Below are 26,744 nucleotides of genomic sequence, written 5' to 3' on the forward strand. Positions count from 1 at the left end.
AGGGACAATTGCCGCCCATGACAGAACAGACCCCGACACCGACAACCGATGGTGCGGCCGCACCCCGGTTACAGCTGATCGGCATCACCAAGCGCTACCCAGCGGTTGTAGCCAATAACAAAGTATCGTTGAAAGTACGGGCCGGGGAAATCCACGCCGTGCTGGGCGAGAACGGCGCTGGCAAGTCCACGTTGATGAAGATCATCTACGGCTCGGTCAAGCCCGACGAGGGCCAGATCCTGGTCGATGGCCAGCCGGTACTGGTCCGCAACCCGCAGGAGGCGCGCCAGCTGGGCATCAGCATGGTGTTCCAGCATTTCAGCCTGTTCGATACCTTGACCGTCGCCGAGAATGTCTGGCTGGGCCAGGACAAGCGCATGTCGCTGGCGGAAGTGACTGCTCGCATCACCGAGGTGGCCAGTGAATATGGCCTGGACATCGACCCTGTGCGCCCGGTGCACAGCCTGTCGGTGGGCGAGATGCAGCGGGTGGAGATCATCCGGGGCCTGCTGACCCGGCCCCGGCTGCTGATCCTTGACGAGCCGACCTCGGTGCTCACGCCGCAGGCGGTCGAGAAGCTGTTTATCGTGCTGCGCAAGCTGGCCGCCGAGGGCTGCAGCATTCTCTATATCAGCCACAAGCTCCATGAAATCCGCGCGCTGTGCACCGCCTGTACGGTGATGCGCGGCGGCGAGGTGACCGGCGAATGTGACCCACGCGCGCAAAGCAATGCCTCACTGTCGCGGCTGATGATTGGCGCCGAGCCGCCGATGCTGGAGCTGCGCCCCAGCCAGGCGGGCGCAACCGTGTTGGCGGTGCAGCAGCTGCGCCTGGCCCGGCAGGACCCCTTTGGCGTGGATCTTGACGGCATTTCGCTGCAGGTGCGCGCCGGCGAGGTGGTCGGGATTGCCGGCGTCTCCGGCAATGGCCAGAAGGAGCTGATGTATGCGCTCTCGGGCGAAGACATGCGCGCCGAACCCCAGGCCGTGTTGATGGATACCACGCCAATGGGGCGCATGGGCCCGGGCCAGCGCCGTGCACTGGGCCTGCATTTTGTGCCCGAAGAACGCCTGGGGCGGGGCGCCGTGCCCAGCATGAGCCTGGCGCATAACCTGGTGCTGACGCGCAACGAAATGCTGGGGGCCGGCGGCTGGTTGCGCATGGGCCAGCTCGACCAGATGGCACGCGGCATCATTGCGCGCTTTGGCGTCAAGGCCGGCGGGCCGCATGCAAGTGCGCAGTCGCTCTCGGGCGGCAACCTGCAAAAGTTCATCGTGGGCCGGGAGATCGATGCCAAGCCCCGCCTGCTGATCGTCTCCCAGCCTACCTGGGGGGTCGATGTGGGCGCGGCCGCGCAGATCCGGGGCGAAATCCTGGCGCTGCGCGATGCAGGCTGCGCCGTGCTGGTGCTCAGTGAGGAGTTGGAAGAATTGTTTGAAATCAGTGACCGCCTGCATGTGATCGCCAAGGGCCGCCTGTCGCCATCGGTGGCGCGGGCCGATGCCTCGGTGCAGCTGATCGGCGAATGGATGAGTGGACTCTGGGATGGCCGCAGTGCTGCCCCGGCTGCTGCGGTTGCTGCCGAGGAGGGCCGCCACCATGCTTAAGCTGGAGCAACGCCCGCAGGCCTCGCGCTTCTGGACCTTTGGCTCACCGGTGCTGGCCTTGCTGATCACGGTGCTGATCGGTGTGGGCCTGTTCGTGCTGCTGGGCAAGGACCCCGTCAAGGGCCTGCAGGCCTTTTTCTGGGAACCGATCAAGTCCGGCTATGCGCTGGGCGAATTGACGATGAAGGCCACGCCGCTGCTGCTGATTGCGCTGGGTCTGGCCGTCTGCTTCCGCTCCAATGTTTGGAACATTGGCGCCGAAGGCCAGTTCGTCATCGGCGCCGTGGCTGCGGGCGGCATGGCCTTGCTGGCCGACAAGAACACCGGTCCCTGGATCGTGCCCGTCATCCTGCTGGCCGGCATGCTCGGCGGCATGGTCTGGGCCGGCATCGTTGCCTGGCTGCGCGACCGCTTCAATGCCAACGAGATTCTGGTCAGCCTGATGCTGGTCTATGTCGCGACCCTGGTGCTGGGCTACCTGGTCTACGGGCCCTGGAAGGACCCGATGGGCTACAACTTCCCGCAGACCAAGAGCTTCGATAAGATCACCCAGATCCCCAAACTGGTGCAAGGCATGCGCATGAACATCGGCGTGCTGATCGCGTTGGCCGGTGCGGCGCTGCTGTGGGTCTACCTGTTCCGCACCCGTGCCGGGCTGGCGCAGCAGGTGGGGGGGCTGGCGCCGTCGGCGGCCCGCTATGCCGGTTTCTCGTCGCGCAAGGCGCTGTGGACGGCGCTGATGATCTCGGGCGCCACCGCTGGTCTGGCTGGCGCGCTGGAAGTGGCCGGCCCGTTGGGCCAGCTCACCCCCTATGTGCCCGCTGGCTACGGCTTTGCCGCCATCATCGTCGCCTTTGTCGGCCGCCTGCATCCGGTGGGCATGGTTTTCTCCGCGATTCTTATGAGCATGTTCTATATCGGCGGCGAGCTGGCGCAGTCGCGCCTGGGTCTGCCCAAGGCCCTGACCGGCGTCTTCCAGGGGCTGCTGCTGTTCACGTTGCTGGCCTGTGACACCCTGGTCGTCTACCGCCTGCGTTGGGTGGCATCGCGCGCCGCAGTGAAGGGAGGCCTGTGATGGAATCCTATGCACTGCTTTTGGGCGCCACCTTGAGTGCCGGCACCGTGTTGGCGCTGGCCGCGCTGGGCCTGCTGATCAATGAAAAGGCCGGCATCGTCAACCTGGGTGCCGAGGGCATGATGCTGTGCGCGGCCATCGCCGGTTTTGCCACGGTGGTCCACACCGGCAGCACCTGGCTGGGCTTTGGCGCGGGCATGCTCGCGGGCGCTGTGCTGGCCGCCATCTTTGGCGTGCTGGTGATCTGGCTCAACACCAACCAGTACGCCACCGGTCTGGCACTGTCGTTGTTTGGCGCGGGCTTCTCGGCCTTTGTGGGCCTGTCCTACGTGCAGGCCAAGCTGCCCAGCCTGCCCAAGTACGCGATCCCTGGCCTGGCCGATATCCCGCTGCTGGGCCCGGCGCTGTTCACGCTGCATCCGCTGGTGTATGGCGCGATGGCGCTGGTGCTGGTGATGATGTGGTTCCTCTACCGCACCCGCGCCGGTCTGGTGCTGCGTGCCGTCGGTGAATCGCCCACCTCCGCCCATGCGCTGGGCTACCCGGTCCGCCGCATCCGCCTGATGGCGGTGGTGTTCGGCGGCGCGATGTGCGGCCTGGCTGGTGCCTACATCTCGACGGTCTACACCCCCCTGTGGGTCGAAGGCATGGTCTCGGGCCGGGGCTGGATTGCGCTGGCGCTGACCACCTTTGCCACCTGGCGCCCCGCACGGGTGCTGCTGGGCGCCTACCTGTTCGGTGGTGTGACCATGTTGCAGTTCCACCTGCAGGCCAGCGGCGTGCAACTGGCCAGCCAGCTGCTGTCGATGCTGCCTTACCTGGCCACGATCGTGGTGCTGGTGCTGATCTCGCGCAATCCGACCTGGATTCGCGCCAATATGCCTGCCTCTTTGGGCAAGCCTTTCTACCCGGGTTCATAAGCGCATGTCACCACGCGCCCATAACGATAACAACGGCCCGGCTTTCGTTCATTTTTCATAAAAACCAAGGATTCATCCATGCAAACCGTGCGCAAGCGCTCCGTGATCAAGCTGATCGGCCTGTCGGCCCTCTCTGTGGCAGCGCTGACTGCCTGTGGCAAGAAGGAAGAGCCCGCAGCTCCTGCGGCGCCCGCGCCGGCGGCCGCCGCTCCCGCCGGCGACAAGCTCAAGGTCAGCTTCATGTATGTGAGCCCGATTGGCGACGGCGGCTGGACCTTCCAGCACGAGTTGGCGCGCAAGGCGATTGCGCAGAAGTTCGGCGACAAGATCGAGACCTCGATGGTCGAGAGCGTGCCCGAGTCGGCCGATGCCGAGCGGGTGCTGCGCGACATGGCGGGCCAGGGCAACAAGCTTGTATTTGCGACCAGCTTTGGCTACCAGGAGTTTGTGCAAAAGGCCGCCGCCGATCTGCCCGGTGTGAAGTTTGAGCATGCCACCGGCTACAAGCAGGCGGACAACGTCGCGGTCTATGACAGCAAGACCTTCGAAGGCGCCTATCTGGCCGGTATCGTGGCCGGCTCGATGACCAAGACCAAGACCGTCGGTGTGGTCGCCTCGGTGCCGATTCCGGAAGTGGTGCGCAACATCAACAGTTTTGTGCTGGGCGCGCAGAGCGTGGACCCCCGCATCCAGGCCAAGGTGGTCTGGGTGAATGAATGGTTCGCACCGCCCAAGGAGTCGGAAGCGGCCACCAGCCTGATCAACGGCGGCGTGGACGTGATGTACCAGAACACCAACTCGCCGGCCGTCCTCAAGACCGCCGAAGAGCGCGGCGTCTACGCTTTTGGCAAGGACGGCGACATGAGCGCCTTCGCACCCAAGGCCCACCTGGGCTCGGCCGTGATCGACTGGACGCCTTACTACAGCAAGGTGGTCGAGGACACCCTGGCTGGCAAATGGCAGTCCGGCAACTTCTGGTGGGGCGTGAAGGAAGGCGCGATGGACCTGGTCAAGATCGCCGACCAGGTGCCGCAGGAAGCCAAGGACAAGGTCGAGAAGGTCAAGCAAGGCCTGAAGGACGGCAGCTTCGCTGTCTGGACCGGCCCGATCGTGGACAACAAGGGCCAGGAAGTGCTGGCCAGTGGCGTGGTGGGCGATGATGCGTTCCTGCGCGGCATCAACTTCTACGTCAAGGGCATCGAAGGGGCCGTGCCTGGCGCCAAGTAAGCGGGGCTGCGGTGCCCGGTCACGCCAGCATGGGCTGGCGTGCTGCGCCGGGCCTGCTGGCCAACCAACAACAGTGCAGCGCGGCGGGTGGCTGCTGCTGGAACCTGGCCCGATTTATGCATATATTGGCCGGGCGATGTTCTACCCGCTGCAGGCCGGCCCGGTGGCCTGTACAGCTCGACATTCCAACAACATTCGAGGACACACAGATGACTGATTTCCGTAAGCGTTCGCTGATCAAGGTCGCCGCGCTCTCCGCGCTGGCCGCTGCCGCCGTGGTGGGTTGCAGCAAGAAGGAGGAGGCGCCCGCGCCGGCGCCTGCTGCTGCTCCAGCGGCCGCTGCGCCTGCTGCCGAGCCCTTGAAGATTTCCTTTGCCTACGTCGGCCCGGTGGGCGACGGCGGCTGGACCTATGCGCATGACCAGGCGCGCAAGGCGCTGGAGAAGGAGTTTGGCGACAAGATCCAGACCAGCTTTGTCGAAAGTGTGCCCGAAGGTGCGGACGCCGAGCGCGTGCTGCGCGACATGGCCAGCCAGGGCAACAAGCTGGTGTTCGGCACCACCTTTGGCTACATGGATGTGATCCAGAAGCTGGCCCCCGAGTTTGCCGATGTGAAATGGGAGCATGCCACCGGCTACAAGGTGGCCGGCAATGTCAGCACCTATGACAGCCGCACCTACGAAGGTGCCTATCTGGCGGGCATCATCGCCGGCTCGATGACCAAGAGCAACACCCTGGGCGTGGTGGGCTCGGTGCCGATCCCCGAGGTGATCCGCAACATCAACAGCTTCACCTTGGGTGCGCAAAGCGTCAACCCCAAGATCAGCACCAAGGTGGTCTGGGTCAATGAATGGTTCAGCCCTCCGAAGGAAACCGAAGCGGCCACCAGCCTGATCAATGGCGGTGCGGACATTCTGTTCCAGAACACCGACTCGCCGGCCGTGCTCAAGACGGCCGAAGAAAAGGGCAAGCGCGCCTTCGGCTGGGATTCGGACATGACGGCCTACGGCCCCAAGGCCCACCTGGGCTCGTCCATCATCAACTGGACGCCTTACTACATCGACACCACCCGCAGCGCCCTTGAAGGCAAGTGGACCAGCCGCCAGACCTGGTGGGGTGTGAAGGAAGGCACGATCGACCTGGTGTCCATCGCCGAAGACGTGCCCGCGGAAGCCAAGGCCAAGGTCGAAGAGGTCAAGAAGGGTCTGAAGGACGGTACGTTCAGCATCTGGAAGGGCCCCATCCTGGGCCAGGATGGCAAGGAAATCCTGGCTGCCGACAAGGTTGCCGATGACGAATTCCTCAAGGGCATCAGCTTCTACATTAAGGGTGTGGAAGGCCAGGTTCCTGGCAAGTGATGCGCGGGCACTGCGCCCGACGTTCGACGCCCGATCTAAACGCGAGTGGCACAGGTGTTTTTTATGCCAGTGCTAACATCGTGACCCAAGGCTGCCCCAGGGCAGCCTTGTCATTTATACAAAGAGATTCCCCGATGATCGAAGCCCAACAATGGCACCCCGTTGCCCTGTCTGATGCGGTGGTGAGCGCACCGCTGCCTGTGCGCCTGCTGGACCAGGAGCTGGTGCTGTGGCGCGATGCGCAAGGCCAGGTGCAGGCCTTTGTTGACCGCTGCCCGCACCGTGGCGCCCGCCTGTCGCTGGGCCGCGTGCAGGATGGCCAGCTGGAGTGCCCCTACCATGGCTGGCAATTTGCCAGCGGCGGCCAGTGCGTGAAGGTGCCGGCGGTGCCTGCCTTTGTGCCGCCCGCCAAGCACTGCGTCGCCTCCTATGGCGTGCAAGAGGCCCATGGCCTGGTGTGGGTGCAGCTGGCGCCCGATGCGGACGGCCAGCCCGCGACGCCGTTGCCGGTGTTCGAGGCCGAGGCCGATGACCGCCTGCGCAAGCTCAACTGCGGGCCCTACGATGTGGAGGCCAGCGCGCCCCGCATCATCGAGAACTTTCTGGACATGTCGCACTTCGGCTTTGTGCATGAGGGCTGGCTGGGCAGCCGCGATGCGACCGAGATGTCGCACTACGAGGTGGAAGCCACGGAGCGGGGCGTCAAGGCCACCGGTTGCAAGGCGATCCAGCCCCAGTCGAACCTGCATTCGACCAAGCCCGCCGAAGTGGACTACACCTACGAGGTGACCGCACCCTATACGGCGTTGCTGACCAAGGTGCCCGAGAGCGGATCGAGCAAGCAGGGCTGGCGCGAGGCGATTGGCCTGTTTGTCTGCCCGGTCACGCCGGAGCGCAGCCGCGTCTGGTTCCGCCTGGCGGTGGCTGATTTCGACAGCACCGATGCACAGCTGCAGCAGTTTCAGCATACGATCTTTACCCAGGACCAGCCTGTGCTGGAGTCCCAGATGCCCAAGCCGCTGCCACTCGATGCCAAGGCCGAGCTGAACTCACCGGCCGACCGCATGTCGGTGGCCTACCGCCGCTACCTCAAGGCCAGTGGCGTCACTTTTGGAGTGTGTTGAGATGTACACCGTCCCACAAATCGAGGCTGCGCGTCTGCCCGGCCTGCTGCGCGCCATGCCCAAGGCAGAACTGCACATGCACATCGAAGGCTCGCTCGAGCCTGAGCTGATTTTTGCGCTGGCCCAGCGCAATGGCGTGGCCTTGCCGTATGCCGATGTCGAAAGCCTGCGCGCAGCGTACGCCTTCACCAACCTGCAGAGCTTTCTCGACATCTACTACGCGGGCGCCAGTGTCTTGCTGACCGAGCAGGACTTCTACGACATGGCCATGGCCTACCTGGAGCGCGCGGTAGCCGACAACGTCGTGCACACCGAGATCTTCTTTGACCCGCAGACGCACACCGCCCGTGGCGTGGCGATGGCCGATGTGATCCAGGGCCTGCACAGGGCCTGCGTGGATGCGGAAAAACGCTGGGGCATCAGCTCGCAGCTGATCCTGAACTTTCTGCGCCACCTGAGCGAAGAAGAAGCGCTGCAAACGCTGGAAGAAGCGCTGCCTTACCGCGCCCACTTCAGCGGTGTGGGTCTGGACAGCAGCGAGGTCGGCAACCCGCCCGAGAAGTTTGCCCGCGTGTTCAGCCGCTGCAAGGACCTGGGCCTGCGCCGCGTGGCCCATGCCGGTGAGGAGGGGCCACCCGCCTACATCTGGGGTGCGCTGGACCTGCTGCATGCCGAGCGGGTGGACCATGGCGTGCAAGCCGTGCACGATGCCGCACTGATGCAGCGCCTGCGCGACGCACGCATTCCGCTGACCGTCTGCCCGCTGTCCAACCAGAAGCTGCAAGTCTTCCCCGACCTGGCCGACCACAACATGCCGCAGCTGCTGGCTGCCGGCCTGGTGGCTACGGTCAATTCAGACGACCCCGCCTATTTTGGCGGCTATATCAACGAGAACTTCGTGCAGCTGTTTGCCGCTACCGGCATGGGTTCGGACGAGGCCTACCAGCTGGCCGCCAACAGCTTTGAGGCCAGCTTTGTGCCAGCCACCCGCAAGCAGGCCTGGCTGGGCCAGCTGCAGATGGCCTTTGCCGAGGCCGCCCGCCAGCGCTAAATGCAGCAAAGGCGCCATGAGGCGCCCTTGTTCTTGGGTGGGTGGTGGCTTTAAGCTGCCACGGGCACCGATTCCGACAGCATCGCATTGCGCAGCTGCAGCGCATAGCCTTCCAGCACCGCGCCACCGGGCTCCTTGCGCGGCCAGCTGAAGCTCACGCCATCGTCGGCATGGCGGGGCACCACATGCAGGTGGAAGTGGGCAACGGTCTGGCCGCCTTCCACACCGTTGGCCTGCAGCAACGTGAGGCCTGCGGGCTCGAAAGCGATCTTGGCAGCCAGCGCCACCTTGCGCGCGGTCTGCATCACAGCGGCCGATTCCTCGTCGGTGATCTCGAAGATATTGGCCGCATGGCGCTTGGTGGCCACCAGCACATGGCCGGGGTTGACCTGGCCCAGGTCCATGAAGGCAATCGTCAAGGCGTCTTCATACACCTTGGCCGAGGGAATTTCTCCTTGCACGATTCGGCAGAAAATGCAGACACCGGCAGGGGACGGATCAACAAAATGCGGCATGGGACGGGCTTCCTCCTTGCAATGGTGCAGCGGGCGCTGTCTTGGCAGCGCCGCAGACTGTTTTAACCAACAGGTAAAACAAACACTATAGACCGCAGGGATGACCTGCGCATGCGTCTGAGACTGGGGTTTTCCCTGGTTAACGATATGCCTGCTGTCAGCGCAATGCCCGTGTTGCACGCCGCCCGAAGCTGGCGCGGCCAACAGCCCTGTATCCGCGCATAGAAACTATTGCTGAGCTTATATAACGGCAAGCCTTGGCAGCCGCTAAGCTTGGCGCCATGCATATTTACCGATCCGCCCTGTTGCGCTTTGCCGATGATGGCCAGGCGCTGTATGAAGAAGATGGCCTGCTGGCCGTGGCGCCGGGCGCCGATGGCCGCGAGCGGGTGCTGGCCGCAGGCAGCTGGCAGGCGCTGTCTGCCCCGCTGCTGGCCCAGGCCGGTGCCGAGGCCGTGGTGGAGCACCTGCCGGGCCGCATCATCGCGCCAGGTTTTGTGGACATGCACATCCACTACCCGCAGACCGATGTGATCGGCTCGCCCGCCAGCGGCCTGCTGCCTTGGCTGAACGACTACACCTTTCCGCATGAGTCGCGCTTTGTCGATGCCGGTTATGCGGGCGAAGTCGCGCATTTCTTTGTCGATGAGCTGCTGCGCAACGGCGTGACCACCGCGCTGACTTTTGCCACCTCGCACCCGGCATCGGCCGATGCGCTGTTTGCCGAAGCGCAAAAGCGCCAGATGCGTCTGATCACCGGCAAGGTGCTGCAGGACCGCCATTCGCCCGACGGCGTGCGCGATGAGACCGCGCAAAGCCTGATCGACACCGAGGCGCTGATCCGCCGCTGGCATGGCGTGGACCGCCTGGGTTATGCGATCACGCCGCGCTTTGCACCCACGAGCACCGATGCCCAGCTGCGCGGTGCCGGCGAGCTGGCGGCGCGCTACAGCGATGTCTGGATCCAATCCCATGTGGCGGAGAACCTGGACGAGATGGCCTGGGTGCGCGAGCTCTTCCCCGACAGCCGCAGCTACCTGCAGGTCTATGCGGACCGGGGCCTGATGCGCGAGCGCGCCGTCTATGCGCATTGCATCCACCTCGACGACCGCGACCGCGCGCTGATGCACGAGACCCGTACAGCCGCTGCGGTCAGCCCGACCAGCAACCTGTTTCTCGCCAGCGGCTTTTTTGACTATGCCAAGGCCGACGCGGCGCAGATGCTGTACGGGCTGGCCAGCGATGTCGGCGGCGGCACGAGCTTCAGCCCCTTCCGCACGATGCTGGCTGCCTATTTTGTCGGCCGCGAGGGGCGCGACAAGCAGGGCCTGTCGCTGGCCCCCAGCCATCTGTGGTGGCAGCACACGGCCGGTGCTGCCAAGGCGCTGGGCCTGCCGGGCGTGGTCGGCAACCTGCAGCCCGGCTGCGAGGCAGACTTTGTCGTGCTCAACCCCCAGGCCACGCCGTTAATTGCCCGCAAGACGGCCCAAGCCCGTAACCTCGAGGAGCTGCTGTTCAGCCTGATCGTGCTGGGCGACGACCGCCTAATCGAGCGCAGCCATATTGCGCAGAAAGCCGGCTGATCCTGGTGCCGCATTGGTGGAGGGACAGGCCCCAGGGCAGCTGTACATGCCGCCCGCTGGGGCCATGCCTTTCGCTACAATGCCGCCTAGGAGTTATTCAGACATGAGCATTCAAAGCGACAAGTGGATTCGCCGCATGGCGGAACAGCACGGCATGATCGAGCCGTTCGAGCCCGGCCAGGTGCGCCAGGTCGATGGCAAGAAGATCATCAGCTATGGCACCTCCAGCTACGGCTACGACATCCGCTGCGCCCGAGAGTTCAAGGTCTTCACGAACATCCACAGCACCGTGGTCGACCCGAAGAACTTCGATGAAAAGAGCTTTGTCGATTTTAAAGGCGACCACTGCATCATCCCGCCCAACAGCTTTGCGCTGGCCCGGACCGTCGAGTACTTCCGCATTCCACGCGATGTGCTGACCGTCTGCCTGGGCAAGAGCACCTATGCGCGCTGCGGCATCATCGTCAATGTGACGCCCTTCGAGCCCGAGTGGGAAGGTTATGTGACCTTGGAGTTCTCCAACACCACGCCGCTGCCGGCCAAGATCTACGCGGGAGAGGGCTGCGCGCAGGTGCTGTTCCTGCGAGGGGACGAGCCTTGCGAGGTGAGCTACAAGGACCGCAATGGCAAGTACCAGGGCCAGCACGGCGTCACCCTTCCCAGGGCCTGATGACGCGCGCCCATGCCCAGAAGCCACTCCCCATCCGGAGTGGCTTTTTTACGCGGGCGCTGCAGTGCGGGCCAGGGCTTTGCAAATTTTCTTCAATGGCAGTGCCGGTCCGGGATTTTCTGCCAGATTGGGGGCCGGTCTTACGGACGGCACCCCGCCAAATGCGCTACTGTAGGCGGATCAATAACAGAGTCAGTGCCAGGGCACTGCGAGGAGAGCGACCATGAAATGGGAAGGCAACCGCGAATCGAGCAATGTGGAAGACCAGCGCGGCAGTGGCGGTGGGGGCGGAGGGTTTGGCCTGGGCGGGCGCAGCATTGGTATCGGCACCGTCGTGCTGGCGCTGATCGGCTGGGGCGTGTTCGGCATCAACCCGCTCACCACCATCGGCGTGCTCTCCGGGGGCGGCTCGCCCGCGCCGACGCAGCAAGGCCCGGCCAAGGCACCACCTGCCAATGACCAGGGTGCCAAGTTCGTCTCCACGGTGCTCGCATCGACCGAAGATGTCTGGAGCGACATCTTCACCAAGGGGGGCGCCCAGTACCGTGCGCCCCGGCTGGTGTTGTTTACGGGCGTCACGCGCACCGCCTGCGGCACCGGCCAATCGGCGATGGGGCCGTTCTACTGCCCCGGCGACCAGAAGGTCTACCTGGACATGGATTTCTTCAACACCATGAGCCGCCAGCTGGGCGCGCCCGGTGAGTTTGCGCGCGCCTATGTGGTGGCCCATGAGGTCGGCCACCATGTGCAGAACCTGCTCGGCATCTCGGGCAAGGTCGATGCGATGCGCGGGCGCGTCAGCGAGCGTGAGCAGAACGCGCTGTCGGTGCGCCTGGAGCTGCAGGCCGACTGCTATGCCGGCATCTGGGCCAACCATTCGCAGCAGGCCAAGAGCTGGCTGGAACAGGGCGATATCGAGTCGGCGGTGAATGCTGCGCAGCAAATCGGTGACGACAAGCTGCAGCGCGAGGCCACCGGCACCGTGCGCCCTGACAGCTTCACCCACGGCTCCAGCGCCCAGCGTGTGCGCTGGTTCACCCAGGGCTACAAGACCGGCAGCGTCCAGTCCTGCGATACCTTCCAGGCCGGTAGCCTCTGATGCGCCGGGCCCAGCCCGCAAAAACCGGGCTCGGCCCTTGCGCCGCGATACCCGGAAATGCCTTGCCTGGCGCCCGCACTTACGCTGGTCTGCCAGGCTTTGCACTGCGGCTGAGCGAATCCGTAAGCCATGACAGGGTTAAACCAAGCGCCGATTTGTCTGCAGTGCGACAATAGGGGGCTTACATGACAAATTCTTTCTCCAACCTTCATCTGGCCGAGCCCCTGGCCAAAGCCATCTCCGAGATGGGCTACGCATCCATGACGCCCATTCAGGCGCAGGCCATCCCTGTGGTCCTGACCGGCAAAGACGTCATGGGTGCCGCGCAAACTGGCACGGGCAAGACAGCTGCTTTCTCCCTGCCGCTGCTGCAGCGGATGATGGTGCACGAAAACAGCTCGGCATCGCCCGCGCGCCACCCGGTGCGTGCGCTGGTGCTGCTGCCCACGCGTGAGCTGGCCGACCAGGTCGCCCAGCAGATTGCCCAGTTCGCCAAGCACACCAAGCTGCGCAGCACCGTGGTGTTCGGTGGCATGGACATGAAGCCCCAGACGCTGGAGCTGAAAAAGGGCGTCGAAATCCTGGTGGCAACGCCCGGGCGTCTTCTGGACCATATCGAGGCCAAGAACGCGGTGCTCAACCAGGTCGAATATGTGGTGCTGGACGAAGCCGACCGCATGCTCGACATCGGTTTTCTGCCCGATCTGCAGCGCATCCTGTCCTACCTGCCCAAGAAGCGCACTACCTTGCTGTTCTCGGCCACGTTCTCGCCCGAAATCAAGCGCCTGGCCGGCAGCTACCTGCAAGACCCGATCACGATCGAGGTGGCGCGCCCCAACGAAACCGCCTCTACCGTCGAGCAGCGTTTCTACGCCGCCTCCGATGACGACAAGCGTCGCGTGCTGACCAAGGTGCTGCGCGATCGCCAGATCCGCCAGGCCTTTGTGTTCGTCAACAGCAAGCTGGGCTGCTCGCGCCTGGCCCGCACCTTGGAGCGTGAAGGCCTGCGGGCGGCTGCGCTGCACGGCGACAAGAGCCAGGACGAGCGCCTCAAGGCCCTGGAGGCCTTCAAGCAGGGTGAAGTGGATCTGCTGGTCTGTACCGATGTGGCCGCGCGGGGTCTGGACATCAAGGATGTGCCTGCCGTCTTCAACTTTGATGTGCCCTTCAATGCCGAAGACTATGTGCACCGGATTGGCCGTACCGGCCGTGCAGGCGCATCGGGTCTGGCCGTCACCTTGGTCTCCCACGCGGATTCCCGGCATGTGTCGGACATCGAAAAGCTGATCAAGAAGAAGATCGACGTGGAGAACTTCGCGCTGGGCGAACAGCCTCAGCGCGAGCGTTTCAACGATGGCAACCGCGAGCGCCGTGAGCGCGAAGCAGGCCGAGAGCGCGACAGCTCCCGCAGCCGCGACCGCCGTGCGCCCCGTGAGGACGAAGGCCAGGACCGCCGCGAGCGCTACCGCCCGGCACCGGTCTCGCGCGACCCCTTCTTTGACAAGCCTTACGAGCCCAAGGCGGCCGAGCCTGCGGCCTGGGATGCAAACGCCAAGCCAGCGCCGGCACGCGGCCCCGGCATCAAACCGCGCCGCAAGGTGGCTGCGCTGTTCAAGCCCTCGCCTGCTTCTGAATAATCGCGATAACGTCGATGGACCAAGGCCTCAGCTGACCGCTGAGGCCTTTTTTTGAACCTTGTTGGCCATCGCTGCGCAGACGCGTCGGAGTGCGCAGCGGGGCGCCCCCTCGCATCCCATCGCGCAAAGACCCTGTCGCGGCGCGAGGAGTCCCGCTTCAGGTTCTCAGCCCGGTTGCTGGGCCTGCTCGCAATCCACGTGGATCAGCTCGCGCTCAGCCAGGGTGTTGCCAAAGCGCACTGCGCTCAGGCAGCCCCCCCAGACGCAGCCGGTATCGAGCGCCAGCAGGTGGGGGCGCTGCAGATCACCCAAGGTGGACCAGTGGCCAAAGGCGATGGTGGTGCCGGCGGTGGCGCGGCCGGGCAGGTCAAACCAGGCGGTCAGGCCCTCGGGTGCTTCTGCGAGGCTTTCGGTGCTGTCGAAGTCCAGGCTGCCATCGGCGTGGCAAAAGCGCATGCGGGTGAGCACGTTGGTAATCATCCGCAGGCGCTCCATGCCGCTCAGTTGCGGATCCCATTGCGCCGGGGTGTTGCCGTACATGGCTTGCAAAAAAAGGCTCAAGCCGTCGCTGCGCAGCACCGCTTCGACCTCGGCGGCATGTCGCAGGGTGGCGTCCAGATCCCATTGCTGGTGAACGCCGGCATGCACCATCAGCAGCTGTTCGCCGCCCAGCGTATGCGTGCGGGCCAACGGCTGCTGGCGCACCCATTCCAACAACTGCGCAGCATCCGGCGCCTGCAGCACGTCTAGCAAGGTATCGCGCCGGGAGAACTTGCGCCGGCCATCGGCAGCCGCCAGCAGGTGCAGGTCATGGTTGCCGAGAATGGCCTGGATGCTACCGTCCGCCGCGATGCAGCGCCGCAGCGTCTGGGCCGATTCCGGGCCCCGGTTGACCAGGTCGCCCAGCAGATACACGGTATCGCGGCTGGGAGAGAAATCGATTGTGGTCAGCAGACGGCCCAAAGCGCTATCGCAGCCTTGGATATCGCCGATACAGTAAAGTGACATGCTTGTTGAACTACCTGTGAACTATTTTGTTAGACGTACTCTTGATCGCGCTTTTGACCTTGTTGAATGGGGTCTTCGCCATGTCCGAGCTCGCGCTCGCCAGCAGCCGCAAGTCCCGTTTGCTGGCCATGGCCGAAAGTGGCGACAAGGGCGCCAAGGCGGCGCTGGATCTGCTCAGCAATCCTACCCAATTTCTGTCCTCGATTCAGGTCGGCATCACGTCGATCGGCATGCTCAACGGTATTTTTGGTGAGGCGGCCTTCAGCGACGGGCTGGCACAGTCGTTGGTCACCTGGGGCATGCCTGCCTCGGTGGCATCGGTGGTGGCCACGACCACGGTGATCATCGTCATCACCTTCATGACCATTGTTTTTGGCGAACTGGTGCCCAAGCGCATTGGCCAGATGTACCCTGAGGCATCGTCGCGCATCATCGCGCTGCCTCTCACCTGGGTGTCGAAAATTGCCAAGCCCTTTGTGTGGCTGCTAGCCATCTCTGCGCAAGGCGTGCTCAAGCTGCTGCGCATCAAGGATGAGTCGGACCGTGCCGTGACCGAAGAGGAAATCGTCGCCAGTCTCGACGAGGGACGGGACGCCGGCGTGATCGAACGCCATGAGCACCAGATGGTGCAGAACGTGTTCCACCTCGATGACCGTCCGCTGATTTCGATGATGGTGCCCAGGGGCGATGTGGAATGGCTCGATGCCAATCTGACCGTGACCCAGGCCTTGCACGAGGTGCGCGCCTCCAGTGGCAAGGGCGCGCACTCGTGGTATCCGGTGTGCCGTGAGTCACTGGACAACGTGGTCGGTCTGGTCAGCGTGGCACATCTGCTGGACGTCGCCGACCCCCAGAACACCTCGATCGCCAAGGTGGCCGTGGCAGCCAGCTATGTGCCGGAAACCCTGAGCGGCTTTGAGCTGCTGGAGCAATTCCGCGCGCGCGCCGGCCGCATGATTTTCGTGGTCGACGAATACGGTGTCGTGCAGGGCATCATCACGCCGCGCGACCTGCTCGAAGCGATTACCGGCGAGCTCAAGCCGGGCGCTGCCAGCGAGGCCTGGGCGGTGCAGAACGACGATGGTTCCTGGTACCTGGATGGGCTGATGCCGGTGTCGGAATTGAAGGCGCGTCTGGAAATCAAGGAGCTGCCCGATGAGGACAAGGGCCGCTATAACACCTTGGCCGGCATGCTGATGGCGGAATCGGGCCATCTGCCGCCACTGGGCGAAAAGATTTATTGCGCAGGCTGGGTATTCGAAGTGCTGGCTCTGGAGGGCAAACGGGTCGACAAGGTAATCGCCCGGCCGGATCTCACGAGCATTGATTACTAGTCGTTACAAGTTTTTGGCACTAGGTTTACCATTCCTTTAAATAGAAAAATGTCGAGGCGCACTCGGTTATTGCGTTTTTAGGTATACTGCAAACGTTAACTGAATTGAATGGATATTAAACATGCCTACTTTGAAGGAAATCGATGCCCAACTGGCAGCCCTGCAACAACAGCGTGAAGAAGTTCGTCGCAACGAACTGAAGACCGCCGTCGACCAGGTGCGCAAGCTGGTGTCTGATTATGGCCTGACCGAACAGGATGTATTCCCTCCTGCCCGTGGCCGTTCGGCTTCCGCTGGCTCCAAAGTCGCTCCCAAGTACCGCGATCCTGCGACCGGTGCAACCTGGACGGGCCGCGGCAAGGCGCCCAAGTGGATTGAAGGCCAAGACCGTGATAAGTTCGCGATTTGAGCCGGGCGTCCTTCAAAGAAAACCTGCTTCGGCAGGTTTTTTTCGTTGCGGGGTCGACTAGTCAATCCGGTTTATAGAAATTCCTACATATCTTCTTAATTTCTCCTATTTTTGTGGAGAAGGATTGTCATCGACTATCTGTTAAGCTGCCGGTAAGTCTGGTGCGCTGCTAAATGTAATCAGTTGCCAATAGTGCCTTGCTATAATTGTATTTGTTAATCTATAGGCTTATAAATTTTCCGAACGATTTTGTAGATTCCGTGTGCAGCCTTGGCAGCGAATTGGCAGCTGCCGGTTCCCATGCATCGGTCCGCATGCGGCGCGGAGATTAATGGGAAACGGCCGCGCAACCAGGATCGCACACACGATCGCAGGGCTTAGCGATTGGATGACATATGTAGGACCTGACCCAGGAGTAGACTGTTCGCAGCGTTCAGTCTAATACCCCGCCAATCAGGAGCCACGATGAAATCAGGTGTTCATGAGCCAGCGCAGCATGCGTTCGCCTCGACCTTCAAATCCTTCTCGATCGCCTCGTCCGAGAAGTCCGGCAAGCCCAGCAAGGCCAAGTTCTATTCGCTGCCGGAGCTGAGCAAACAGTTCCCCAATGTCCAGCGCTTGCCGATGTCCCTGCGCATCGTGCTGGAGTCGGTTCTGCGCAATTGCGATGGCCAGCGCGTCCTGCCCGAGCATGTCGAGCAACTGGCCAACTGGAAACCCCAGTCGGAGCGCACCGAAGAGATTCCCTTTGTCGTCGCGCGCGTGGTGCTGCAGGACTTCACGGGCGTACCGCTGCTGGCCGACCTGGCAGCGATGCGCAGCACGGCCGAGCGCATGGGCAAGAATGCCAGCGCCATCGAGCCGCTGGTGCCCGTCGACCTGGTGGTGGACCACTCGATCATGGTCGACTATTACGGCAGCAAGAATGCGCTGGACCTGAACATGAAGCTGGAGTTCGAGCGCAACAACGAGCGCTACCAGTTCATGAAATGGGGCATGCAGGCTTTTGACACCTTTGGCGTGGTGCCGCCCGGCTTTGGCATCGTCCACCAGGTCAACCTGGAATACCTGGCGCGGGGCGTCCACAAGGACCAGCGCGATGTTTACTACCCCGATTCACTGGTTGGCACCGACAGCCACACGACGATGATCAATGGCGTCGGCGTGGTCGCCTGGGGTGTTGGCGGTATCGAGGCCGAAGCGGCGATGCTGGGCCAGCCGGTGTACTTCCTGACGCCCGATGTCGTTGGTTTCGAGCTCTCGGGGACGCTGCGCGAAGGCGTGACCGCGACCGACCTGGTCCTCACGGTCACCGAGATGCTGCGCCGCGAGAAGGTGGTGGGCAAGTTTGTCGAGTTCTTTGGCGAAGGCACCCGCAGCCTCTCGGTTCCGGACCGCGCAACGATCGGCAATATGGCCCCGGAGTATGGCGCGACGATGGGTTTTTTCCCCGTCGACGACAAGACCATCGACTACTTCCAGGGAACGGGCCGCAGCAAGGCAGAGATTGCCGCGTTCGAGGCTTACTTCAAGGCCCAGGGCCTGTTTGGCGTTCCCCGGGCCGGTGACATCGACTATTCCCAGGTCGTGCGGCTGGACCTGGGCAGCGTCGCGCCCAGCCTGGCAGGGCCCAAGCGCCCCCAGGACCGTATCGAGATTGGCCATGTGGCCAGCACCTTTGATGCGCTGTTCAGCGCGCCGGTCACCCAGAACGGTTTCAACCTGCCGGCCCAGCAGCTCGACAGACCGGTAAAGGTGCATATCAACGGCACCGGCGAGACCGCTGCGCCCGCGACACAGCCCTTGCCCGCAGGCTCGCCACGGCATGCGCTGGAAATGGTGGAGAACAAGCCGGCAGTCGTCGACGAAGAGGCGCGCGTGCAGACCGCCGATGCCCATGCCGAGCGCATCGAGGGCCGCGATGTCGATCTGCACAATGGGGATGTGCTGATCGCCGCCATCACCAGCTGTACCAATACCTCCAACCCCAGCGTGATGCTGGCCGCAGGCCTGCTGGCCAAGAAAGCGGTCAAGGCAGGCCTGCGCGTGCAGTCGCATATCAAGACCTCGCTGGCCCCGGGATCGCGCCTGGTCACGCTGTATCTGACGGAATCTGGCCTGCTGCCGTACCTGGAGCAATTGGGCTTCAGCATTGCCGGTTATGGCTGCACCACCTGCATCGGCAATGCCGGAGACCTGCTGCCGGAATTCAACAGCGCCATCCAGCGCGAGGACCTGGTCTGCGCGGCCGTGCTGTCCGGTAACCGCAATTTCGAGGCGCGCATCCATCCCAATATCCGCGCCAACTTCCTGGCCAGCCCGCCGCTGGTCGTTGCCTATGCCATTGCCGGCAATGTGCGCAAGGATCTGATGACCGAGCCCGTCGGCCAGGGCAAGAACGGCCGCGATGTCTATCTGGGCGATATCTGGCCGTCGACAGACGAGGTGCAGGCCCTGATGAAGTTCGCGATGAACGGCAAGGCCTTCCGAGCCAACTATGAGAAGGTCAGCAGCGAGCCGGGCAAGCTCTGGGAAAAGATCCAGGGGGTGACCGGTGCGACCTATACCTGGCCGGAGAGTACGTATATTGCCGAGCCACCGTTCTTCAAGGATTTCTCGCTCGCCGCCCCCGAGCCAGGTGCGGAGCTGCGGGACAACGCGGTCCGCAAGGCAAGAGTGATGGCCTTATTTGGCGATTCGATCACCACGGACCATATCTCGCCGGCCGGGTCGATCAAGGAAACCTCGCCAGCGGGCCAGTGGCTGCTGGCCCATGGCGTCAAGAAGAGCGACTTCAACAGCTATGGCTCGCGCCGTGGCAACCATGAGGTGATGATGCGGGGCACGTTTGCGAACGTCCGCATCAAGAACCTGATGCTGGCCGCAAAGCCGGATGGCTCCCGGGAAGAGGGCGGCCTGACGCTGTACCAGAACCCGGGCGAGGAGCAAGGCACCCAGCTGTCGATTTACGATGCCGCCATGCGTTATATGGCAGCGGGTACACCGACCGTGGTGTTCGCCGGCGAAGAATATGGCACCGGCTCCAGCCGCGATTGGGCGGCTAAAGGCACCCAGTTGCTGGGTATCAAGGCCGTCGTGGCCCGTAGTTTTGAGCGTATCCACCGCGCCAACCTGGTGGGCATGGGGGTGCTGCCGCTGCAGTTCAAGCAGGGCGAAAGCTGGGAGACATTGAAGCTGCGCGGCGACGAGTTGATCGACATCGTGCCGCAGCCGTCACTGGCACCGCGCAGCAAGGCCAAGCTGGTGATCCAGCGTGCCGATGGAAGCGTTACCGAGGCGGAACTGGTGTTGCGTATTGACACGCCTATCGAGGTCGCTTACTACAGGGATGGCGGTATACTGCCCTTCGTTTTGCGCCAGCTTCTGTAAGAGTTGACCTACATGCGACCGAAACGGGCCTTGTTGATACGAGGCCCGTTTGCATTTGTTGACCGTTACTGGTCAAATAGATGGACGTTGGTTTACTTTTAATTACATTTAGCCCCATATGGCCCTCCCTTACACACCGTTGTCGCTTGGCCGGCGCATCCATGAGATCCACACCCGGATCGTCTGGTGCCTGCTGGCAGGTGGCGTGGTGTTGGCCGGATTGGTGGCCACGGATGCGCAGGGGGTGGGCTTTGTCCAGGCGCTGCAGACCTGGGTGCAGGTGCTGCTGCTGCTGGCAGCACTTGCCACATTGGGCTGGGGCGGGCGCCTGCTGCTGCAGGGCTCGGCCGCCAGTGCCTTCCTGGGCTGCCCGCTGTGGGTATGCAGTGCCGTGGTGCTGGGCGGCTTTGCGGTGGTGCTGGCGCTGCCGCTGCGCTGGTCGGAACCTGGCAGCCTCCCAGCCCTGTGGCTGGAGCTGGCAGTCAATATTCTTCTATCAATAAGCCTATTGATAGTCTCCATAGAACTGTCTTCATCTTCGCGGCGCCACCGTCCTGGCACGGCGCCAGGCGCCAGCCCTTGGCTGCGACTGCAAAGCCATCGCGCCGTGCTGACGGCGCTGGCGGCACTGGCGCTTGGAGCGGCCGTGGTGGCGCAGGGGCTGGTCGACCTCGAAGGCGTGCGCCGCTTCCTCGTTCCGCTGGCCATGCTGGTCTGCTGTGCCTGGGTTGCGATGCAGAGCCGCCATTTTGCGGGGCAGTCCGGCCGCTGGACGGTGCTGAGAATCTCCGCAGCGCTGGCTGTGGGCGCGATGGCCATGCTGCTGGGCGCCGGCACCCGCTGGGCGCTGCTGGTGGAGCAGGCGGCCTGGAGCTATGCGCTGTCCGTGCTGGCGCTGGTGCTGATCATGGCGTCGTTGCGCCATAGCCTGGTCGACTGGGCCTCCAGCCATCCCGCACGCCTGCAGGGCGAAGAATGGCTGGAGCAGGCCCCCATTGGGGTGGTGCGGGTCGATGGCACAGGCGCCATCGTGCATGCCAACCGCACCCAGCTGGACTGGCTGGGCGTGCCCAGCCTGGTGGACCAGCCCTGGACCGAGGCACTGGCACCCAGCCTGCGCGGCCAGGCGCCTGACTGGCTTGCGCGCCTGCGCGCAGGCCAATCGCTCGCATTCGAGCAAAGCATTGAAACGCCCCAGGGTCTGCGCCACTTCCAGACCGATATTCTGGTCGCCCCGCAAGGCCGCGATGCCCATGCCTTCATGCTGCTGTCGCACGATGTGTCGATGCAGAAGCTGATGGTGGGCCGCGTGCAGGAGCAGCAGTCGCAGCTGGTGTCACTGGTCAGTGCCATCCCCGACCTGGTCGTGCTCAAGGGGGCGGATGGGCGCTTTCTGCACTGCAACCAGGCTTTCGAGCGTCTGGTGGGGCTGACCCATGCGCAAATCATTGGCCGCACCACGTCCGATCTGGGGCTGCAGGCGCGCATGCCATCGGACTGGGAGACGGACCTGCGCGCGCGCAATGCGAACACGCCGGTGGTCTATGAGGAAACCCTGCAGTTTGCCGACAACGGCTACCAGGGCCGTTTCGAAATCACCAAATCCGCCATCCGGGCAGCCAATGGCGAGGTCACCGGCCTGCTGTGCATTTCGCGCGATCTGGCCGAACGCAGCCGCGCCCGCAAGGAAATCGAGCGCCTCGAGTTCTTCGACGTGCTCACGGGTCTGCCCAACCGCCGTATGCTGATGGACCGGCTGGAATGGTCCATCATTGCCTGCCAGCAGCGCGGCACCTATGCAGCGCTGCTGTTCATCGATCTGGACAATTTCAAGGACCTCAACGATTCGCTGGGCCACCAAAAGGGTGACCGGCTGCTGTGCGAGGTGGGCAAGCGCCTGATTGCCAGCGTGCGCAGCGGCGATGTGGTCGCGCGCTTTGGTGGCGACGAGTTCGTGGTGCTGGTCGAGAACCTGGGCGCCGAGCGCGCGCAGGCCGAGGCCCATGTGCGCGCTGTGGTCGAACATGTGATCACCCGCTTCAAACAGCCGTTTGCGCTCGATGGCCAGTCCCACCACAGCACGCCCAGCATTGGCGTGACCGTGTTTGGCGACCATGAATCGCTGACGGTGCAGGAATTGCTCAAGCGCGCCGACCTCGCCATGTACGAGGCCAAGTCGGCCGGCCGCAACACCCAGCGTTTCTTTGACCCGCAGATGCAGGCCATTGTCAATGCGCGTGCCAATCTGGAAAATGACCTGCGCCAGGCCATCCATGACGGCGAACTGCAGGTGTACTACCAACCAGTAATGAACGGCAGTGGCAGCCTGGTAGGCGCCGAAGCCCTCGTGCGCTGGCGCCACCCGGCGCGTGGTCTGGTCATGCCGATCGAGTTCATCGACCTGGCCGAGCAAACCGGCCTGATCGTCGAGCTCGGCAACTTCGTGATGCGCACCGCCTGCCAGCAGCTGGCGCTGTGGGCCGCGAGTGCCTCCACACAGGGGCTGACGATGTCGGTCAATGTGAGTCCCCGGCAGTTCCACAACCAGGGTTTTGTCGACGAGGTGCTGGGCATCGTGGCGCAGACGGGGGCCAACGCCCGGCGGCTGAAGCTGGAGCTGACCGAGAACCTGCTGCTCGGCGACGTCAATGAAACGGTGAACCGCATGCGCCAGCTCAAGGAGCACGGCGTGGGCTTCTCGCTCGATGACTTTGGCGTGGGTTACTCATCGCTGGCCTACCTCAAGCGCCTCCCGCTGGACCAGCTGAAGATCGACCGCAGCTTTGTCAGCGATGTGCTGAGCGATGTCAGCGACGCGGTGATCGTGCGTACCATTCTGGCGCTGGCCCAGAGCCTGGAGCTCGAAGTGGTGGCCGAAGGCGTCGAGAACTCCGAGCAGGTGGATTTCCTCGTCAGCAATGGCTGCAAGCGCTTCCAGGGCTTTCACTTTGGCCGCCCGGTGCCGATTGGCGAGTTCGAGCGCCTGCATAGCTTCCCCAGCTGCCGTCCGGCTTGAGCCACACCACCGCCGGGTGCTGCAGCCACGCAGTGGGCTGTTGCGCTAGCGCACAAGCTGGCCCCTGCAATCTGGGCACAATGGCGGTATGCATGAACAGATTTTGATCGCCGGCGGCGGCATTGGCGGCATGGCCGCTGCGCTGGCCGCTGTCCGCGCGGGCACCGAGGTGCGGATGTTTGAGCGCGCTGCGCAGTTCAGCGAAGTGGGTGCCGGCGTGCAGCTGGGTCCCAATGTGGTGCGGCGCCTGCAGGCCTGGGGCCTGCAACGGCCCCTGCAAGCGGTGGCGGCGTTTCCGCAGGCCTTGGTCTCGCGCAATGCGATCAGTGGGCAGGAGCTGGCCCGGCTGGATCTGGGCGCGCAGGCAGTGGCGCGCTATGGCGCAGCCTATGCCACCGTTCACCGGGCTGATCTGCACCAGCTGCTGCTCGATGCGGTGCAGCCCCATGCAGATCTGCACCTCAACCTGGACCATGCAGTGGACTACCATGAGGACAATGGCCGGGTCGTCACCATCACCACCAAGCAGGGCAAGCAGATCGAAGGCGATGCGCTGGTGGGTGCCGACGGCATCTGGAGCCGCACGCGGCTGCGCCTGCTCCATGATGCGCCACCGCGCGTGACCGGCCACCTGGCCTACCGGGCACTGGTGCGCCAGGCAGACCTGCCGGCGGCCTTGCGCACCGAGGTAGTCACCGCCTGGATGGGGCCGCGCTTCCATGCGGTGCAGTACCCCGTGCGCGGTGGCGAGCTGCAGAACCTCGTCTTCATTGTCGAAGGCCCGGCACCCGATGACCTGGAGCACTGGGACCATGCCGCCAATGGCGCCGATCTGCAGCGCGGTCTGGCCGGTGCCCACCGCCAGCTGCTCAATCTGGTGGAGGCCGTGCATGCTGCAGGCGCTGCCTGGCGGCTATGGCCGCTGGCTGACCGGGCACCGGTCACCGGCCCCCATGAGATGGCGCAGGGCCTGGTCGCATTGCTGGGCGACGCCGCCCACCCGATGCGGCCCTACCTGGCCCAGGGTGCCGGCATGGCGATTGAAGATGCCGCCGAGCTGCAGCGCGCGTTGACCATGCACGACCTGGAGATGCCGCTGCGCCTGCGCCGCTATGCGCTCAACCGCTGGCAGCGCAATGCCCGGGTGCAGGCCCGTGCGATCCGCAATGGCGAGATTTTCCACGCGCGGGGCCTTGTCGCATTGGGGCGCGATACCGCATTGCGCGCGCTGGGCGCCAAGCTGATGGATGTGCCCTGGCTGTACCGGGGCGATGGGTCCTCGGCTTCGGTGCTGTAACCATTGGCTGGTTAAGGGCTGGCGGGGCTCTTTGGGGCCAGCAGCGGCGACTGGGGCAGAAAACGGAAGGCCAGGCAGCCGATCAGCAGCATGCCCGCGACAAACAGCATCACATACTGGTAGATCTCGCCGCCATGCCGCTGCGCATAAGACGCGACGATGCCCGAGAGCCACTGCATCAGCGCGACGCCCAGGAACATCGCCATCGTGTAGACCGACAGCGCGCGGCCCGTGGTTTCCCGGGGGTAGGAGGAGCGCACATCGGCATACTGCAGCACCGAGTAGCCCGAGGCCAGCCCCATGAACATGATCAGCGCGACGGTGGCTGCGGGATGGTGGACAAAGGCCAGCGCGCAGAAAGTACTGGCCATCACGGCGGCACCGGCGATGATGCGGCGCCGGCGGCGGGCCGGGCCCGGATCGAGCCGGCCAAAGACCGACGGCGTGAACAGCGAGATCATCGAGACGACCAGGGCCACATTGCCGGTCGCCACCAGCGAGAAGCCATAGCGGTCGATCAGCATCGGGCTGAGCCAGAGGCCCCGCACCGTCAGAAATGAGGCGTAGCCGACCATGCCCATGATGGCGATGGCCCAGGTGTGCGGCACCAGCAGCAGGCCGCCAAACCCCTTGACGGCTGTGAGCCAGCTGGGCTTGGGCAGGTCATCGCTGGGCAGGTGCGGCTCATGCACGCGCACAAAGATGGCGATCCAGGACAGCGCGCAAAGCACCGCCAGCAGGCCAAAGCCCCAGCGCCAGCCATAGTGCTGTACCAGCCAGGCCAGCGGCGTGCCGGTAAAGAGCAGGCCCAGACCGCCGACGCCCATGCCGACGCCGGACATGAAGGCAAAGCGGTCGCTGGGGAAATGGCGCGCGATGAACATGGTGCAGGCCAGAAAGGCTGGCGAACAGCCGATGCCGATCAGCAACTGGCCCAGCATCAGGCCGTGGTAACTGGGGGCCAACGCCGAGATCAGCGAGCCGGCAATCGCCAGCGGAAAGGCCGTCAGCACGGTCTTGCGCAGCCCATACAGGTCCATGCCCACGCCCATGAACAGCTGCGTCACCCCGAAGGACAAACCAAACAGCCCGGCAAACGCGCCCAGCGACTCGGCAGACAGCCCGAAATCGGTGCGCAGCCCGTCGGCAATGATGGAGGTGACGGTGCGGAAGGCCTGGCTCAGCGAGAAGGCCGACAGCAAGGTCAGCAGCATGGCCCAGAGCAACGTGGACGAGGACGCCGCAGGGCGCCCGGTGGGGGAGGGTGTAGGTGGGACCGGCATGGCTGAGAGTGCGGGCAACAAGCCGGGGCCAGAGGGGGCCGGCCCATGGTGTATGCGCGATCGGCCAGCAGGGGCGGGCGCGGCTTGTTACATGCGCTTGCCACTATAGAGGACTCTGGCCCCCTCTGCACGGCGCGCTGTCACTTGGAGCAACCCCTTGGCGGGTTGCTGTGGCTTAGAACAGGTGCTTAGAGGTTGGTGCGCAGGGTCCAGATCTCGGGGAAGAGCACCACATCGAGCATTTTCTTGAGGTAGCTGACGCCACCGGTGCCGCCGGTGCCGCGCTTGAAGCCGATCACGCGCTCGACGGTGGTCAGGTGGCGGAAGCGCCAGAGGCGGAAGGCATCCTCGATGTCGGCCAGCTTCTCGCCGAGCTGGTACAGGTCCCAGTACTGGTGCGGATCGCGGTAGACGGTGATCCAGGCCTGTTTGACGCCTTCGCTCTCCACATAGGGCTGGGTCCAGTCGCGCTGCAGCGCCTCGGCCGGCACGGCAATGCCTTCGCGGGCCAGCAGCTGCAAGGCAATGTCGTACAGCGACGGCGATTCATAAGCCGCCTGCACCTGGGCCAGCAGGTCGGCCCGGTGCGCATGGGGCTTGAGCATGGCGGCATTCTTGTTGCCCAGCGAGAACTCGATGCAGCGGTACTGCGCGCTCTGAAAGCCGCTGGAGTTGGCCAGGTAGGGCCGCATCGCCGAGTACTCGGGCGGCGTCATCGTCGACAGCACGGTCCAGGCATTGACCAGCTGCTCCATGATGCGCGAGACGCGCGCGAGCATCTTGAAGGCCTCGGGCTTGGTGTTGGCCTCGGGGTTGGCAATGGCCTGTATGGCCGCGCGCAGCTCGTGCAGCATCAGCTTCATCCACAGCTCGCTGGTCTGGTGCTGCACGATGAACAGCATCTCGTCGTGCGCGGGCGACAGCGGGTGCTGGGCGTTCAGGATCTCGTCCAGGTGCAGGTAGTCGCCATAGCTCATGTCTTTGCTGAAGTCGAGCTGGGCGCGCTCTTCATGCACAATGGATTCGGGCTTGCTGTTGGTGTCTCGCATGGTATGTGGGGCAGTGGAAGCGGCTTCAATTGCAGCGCAAGAATGGCACTGCGCAACAGGGCCGCAAGGCCTAAAGTGGCTGCATCGATTGT

The 26,744-nt window shown here is 64.0% G+C and carries 20 protein-coding genes; 16 read left to right on the plus strand and 4 right to left on the minus strand.

Annotation, left to right across the window (positions count from 1 at the left end):
• The first annotated feature begins 17 nt into the window (after positions 1-17).
• The 7 genes from ACHWUQ_RS12800 to ACHWUQ_RS12830 all read left to right on the plus strand — a co-directional run bounded on the left by ACHWUQ_RS12800 (position 18) and on the right by ACHWUQ_RS12830 (position 8,362).
• On the plus strand, positions 18-1,607 hold the full coding sequence (locus tag ACHWUQ_RS12800; RefSeq protein ID WP_394681368.1) for an ABC transporter ATP-binding protein: 1,590 nt from the start codon (positions 18-20) through the stop codon (positions 1,605-1,607).
• Positions 1,600-2,682, plus strand: coding sequence for an ABC transporter permease (locus ACHWUQ_RS12805; RefSeq protein WP_394681369.1), 1,083 nt, complete (start codon positions 1,600-1,602; stop codon positions 2,680-2,682). Before ACHWUQ_RS12800 ends, ACHWUQ_RS12805 begins: the two co-directional genes overlap by 8 nt.
• Positions 2,682-3,602 carry an ABC transporter permease gene (locus ACHWUQ_RS12810; protein ID WP_021027743.1) on the plus strand — a complete coding sequence of 307 codons (921 nt, stop codon included), beginning with the start codon at positions 2,682-2,684 and terminating at the stop codon, positions 3,600-3,602. Before ACHWUQ_RS12805 ends, ACHWUQ_RS12810 begins: the two co-directional genes overlap by 1 nt.
• A 78-nt stretch (positions 3,603-3,680) precedes the next feature.
• Positions 3,681-4,829 (plus strand): BMP family ABC transporter substrate-binding protein, encoded by a 1,149-nt coding sequence (locus tag ACHWUQ_RS12815; protein ID WP_394681370.1) that lies wholly within the window; start codon positions 3,681-3,683, stop codon positions 4,827-4,829.
• Positions 4,830-5,038: 209 nt separating this feature from the next.
• The gene (locus ACHWUQ_RS12820) at positions 5,039-6,187 is read left to right on the plus strand and encodes a BMP family ABC transporter substrate-binding protein (RefSeq protein ID WP_239809069.1); all 1,149 of its coding nucleotides are present in this window, start codon (positions 5,039-5,041) and stop codon (positions 6,185-6,187) included.
• 134 nt (positions 6,188-6,321) lie between these two features.
• Positions 6,322-7,311, plus strand: coding sequence for an aromatic ring-hydroxylating dioxygenase subunit alpha (locus ACHWUQ_RS12825; RefSeq protein ID WP_239809068.1), 990 nt, complete (start codon positions 6,322-6,324; stop codon positions 7,309-7,311).
• Position 7,312: 1 nt separating this feature from the next.
• Positions 7,313-8,362, plus strand: coding sequence for an adenosine deaminase (locus ACHWUQ_RS12830; protein ID WP_239809067.1), 1,050 nt, complete (start codon positions 7,313-7,315; stop codon positions 8,360-8,362).
• A gap of 50 nt (positions 8,363-8,412) precedes the next feature.
• Here the strand turns inward: ACHWUQ_RS12830 and ACHWUQ_RS12835 are convergent, their stop codons facing one another.
• On the minus strand, positions 8,413-8,877 hold the full coding sequence (locus tag ACHWUQ_RS12835; protein ID WP_133857827.1) for an HIT family protein: 465 nt from the start codon (positions 8,875-8,877) through the stop codon (positions 8,413-8,415).
• 281 nt (positions 8,878-9,158) lie between these two features.
• Between ACHWUQ_RS12835 and guaD the strand changes: the two genes are divergently transcribed.
• From guaD to ACHWUQ_RS12855, 4 genes are all read left to right on the plus strand, one after another.
• On the plus strand, positions 9,159-10,460 hold the full coding sequence (gene guaD / locus ACHWUQ_RS12840; protein ID WP_394681371.1) for a guanine deaminase: 1,302 nt from the start codon (positions 9,159-9,161) through the stop codon (positions 10,458-10,460).
• Positions 10,461-10,563: 103 nt separating this feature from the next.
• Positions 10,564-11,130 (plus strand): dCTP deaminase, encoded by a 567-nt coding sequence (dcd, locus tag ACHWUQ_RS12845; RefSeq protein ID WP_394681372.1) that lies wholly within the window; start codon positions 10,564-10,566, stop codon positions 11,128-11,130.
• A 223-nt stretch (positions 11,131-11,353) separates the two neighbouring features.
• A complete protein-coding gene (locus ACHWUQ_RS12850) occupies positions 11,354-12,229 on the plus strand; it encodes a neutral zinc metallopeptidase (protein WP_239809064.1) in 876 nt (291 codons plus the stop codon).
• A 185-nt stretch (positions 12,230-12,414) separates the two neighbouring features.
• Positions 12,415-13,866 (plus strand): DEAD/DEAH box helicase, encoded by a 1,452-nt coding sequence (locus ACHWUQ_RS12855; RefSeq protein WP_394681373.1) that lies wholly within the window; start codon positions 12,415-12,417, stop codon positions 13,864-13,866.
• A 165-nt stretch (positions 13,867-14,031) separates the two neighbouring features.
• On the opposite strand, the gene ACHWUQ_RS12860 is transcribed toward ACHWUQ_RS12855, so the two are convergent.
• The gene (locus tag ACHWUQ_RS12860) at positions 14,032-14,874 is read right to left on the minus strand and encodes a symmetrical bis(5'-nucleosyl)-tetraphosphatase (protein ID WP_394681374.1); all 843 of its coding nucleotides are present in this window, start codon (positions 14,872-14,874) and stop codon (positions 14,032-14,034) included.
• 26 nt (positions 14,875-14,900) lie between these two features.
• On the opposite strand from ACHWUQ_RS12860, the gene ACHWUQ_RS12865 reads away from it, so the two are divergent.
• The 5 genes from ACHWUQ_RS12865 (at position 14,901) to ACHWUQ_RS12885 (ending at position 24,320) form a co-directional block, all read left to right on the plus strand.
• Positions 14,901-16,208, plus strand: coding sequence for a hemolysin family protein (locus ACHWUQ_RS12865; RefSeq protein ID WP_256460934.1), 1,308 nt, complete (start codon positions 14,901-14,903; stop codon positions 16,206-16,208).
• Between the two features lie 121 nt (positions 16,209-16,329).
• On the plus strand, positions 16,330-16,617 hold the full coding sequence (locus ACHWUQ_RS12870) for an H-NS histone family protein (protein ID WP_239809061.1): 288 nt from the start codon (positions 16,330-16,332) through the stop codon (positions 16,615-16,617).
• A gap of 465 nt (positions 16,618-17,082) precedes the next feature.
• A complete protein-coding gene (locus ACHWUQ_RS12875; RefSeq protein ID WP_394681375.1) occupies positions 17,083-20,007 on the plus strand; it encodes an aconitate hydratase in 2,925 nt (974 codons plus the stop codon).
• Positions 20,008-20,125: 118 nt separating this feature from the next.
• Positions 20,126-23,023: an EAL domain-containing protein gene (locus ACHWUQ_RS12880; RefSeq protein WP_312835419.1), complete on the plus strand. Its 2,898-nt coding sequence runs from the start codon at positions 20,126-20,128 to the stop codon at positions 23,021-23,023.
• 88 nt (positions 23,024-23,111) lie between these two features.
• The gene (locus ACHWUQ_RS12885; protein ID WP_369461046.1) at positions 23,112-24,320 is read left to right on the plus strand and encodes an FAD-dependent monooxygenase; all 1,209 of its coding nucleotides are present in this window, start codon (positions 23,112-23,114) and stop codon (positions 24,318-24,320) included.
• An 11-nt stretch (positions 24,321-24,331) separates the two neighbouring features.
• Here ACHWUQ_RS12885 and ACHWUQ_RS12890 read toward each other — a convergent pair whose 3' ends face one another.
• Entirely contained in the window at positions 24,332-25,603 is a 1,272-nt protein-coding gene (locus tag ACHWUQ_RS12890; RefSeq protein WP_312413440.1) for an MFS transporter, read from the minus strand.
• 188 nt (positions 25,604-25,791) lie between these two features.
• Positions 25,792-26,652, minus strand: coding sequence for a tryptophan 2,3-dioxygenase (kynA, locus tag ACHWUQ_RS12895; protein ID WP_394681376.1), 861 nt, complete (start codon positions 26,650-26,652; stop codon positions 25,792-25,794).
• Between the last annotated feature and the right edge of the window lie 92 nt (positions 26,653-26,744).

The sequence above is a fragment of the uncultured Comamonas sp. genome, from assembly GCF_964277875.1.
In the GTDB taxonomy this organism is placed as follows: domain Bacteria; phylum Pseudomonadota; class Gammaproteobacteria; order Burkholderiales; family Burkholderiaceae_C; genus Comamonas; species Comamonas sediminis.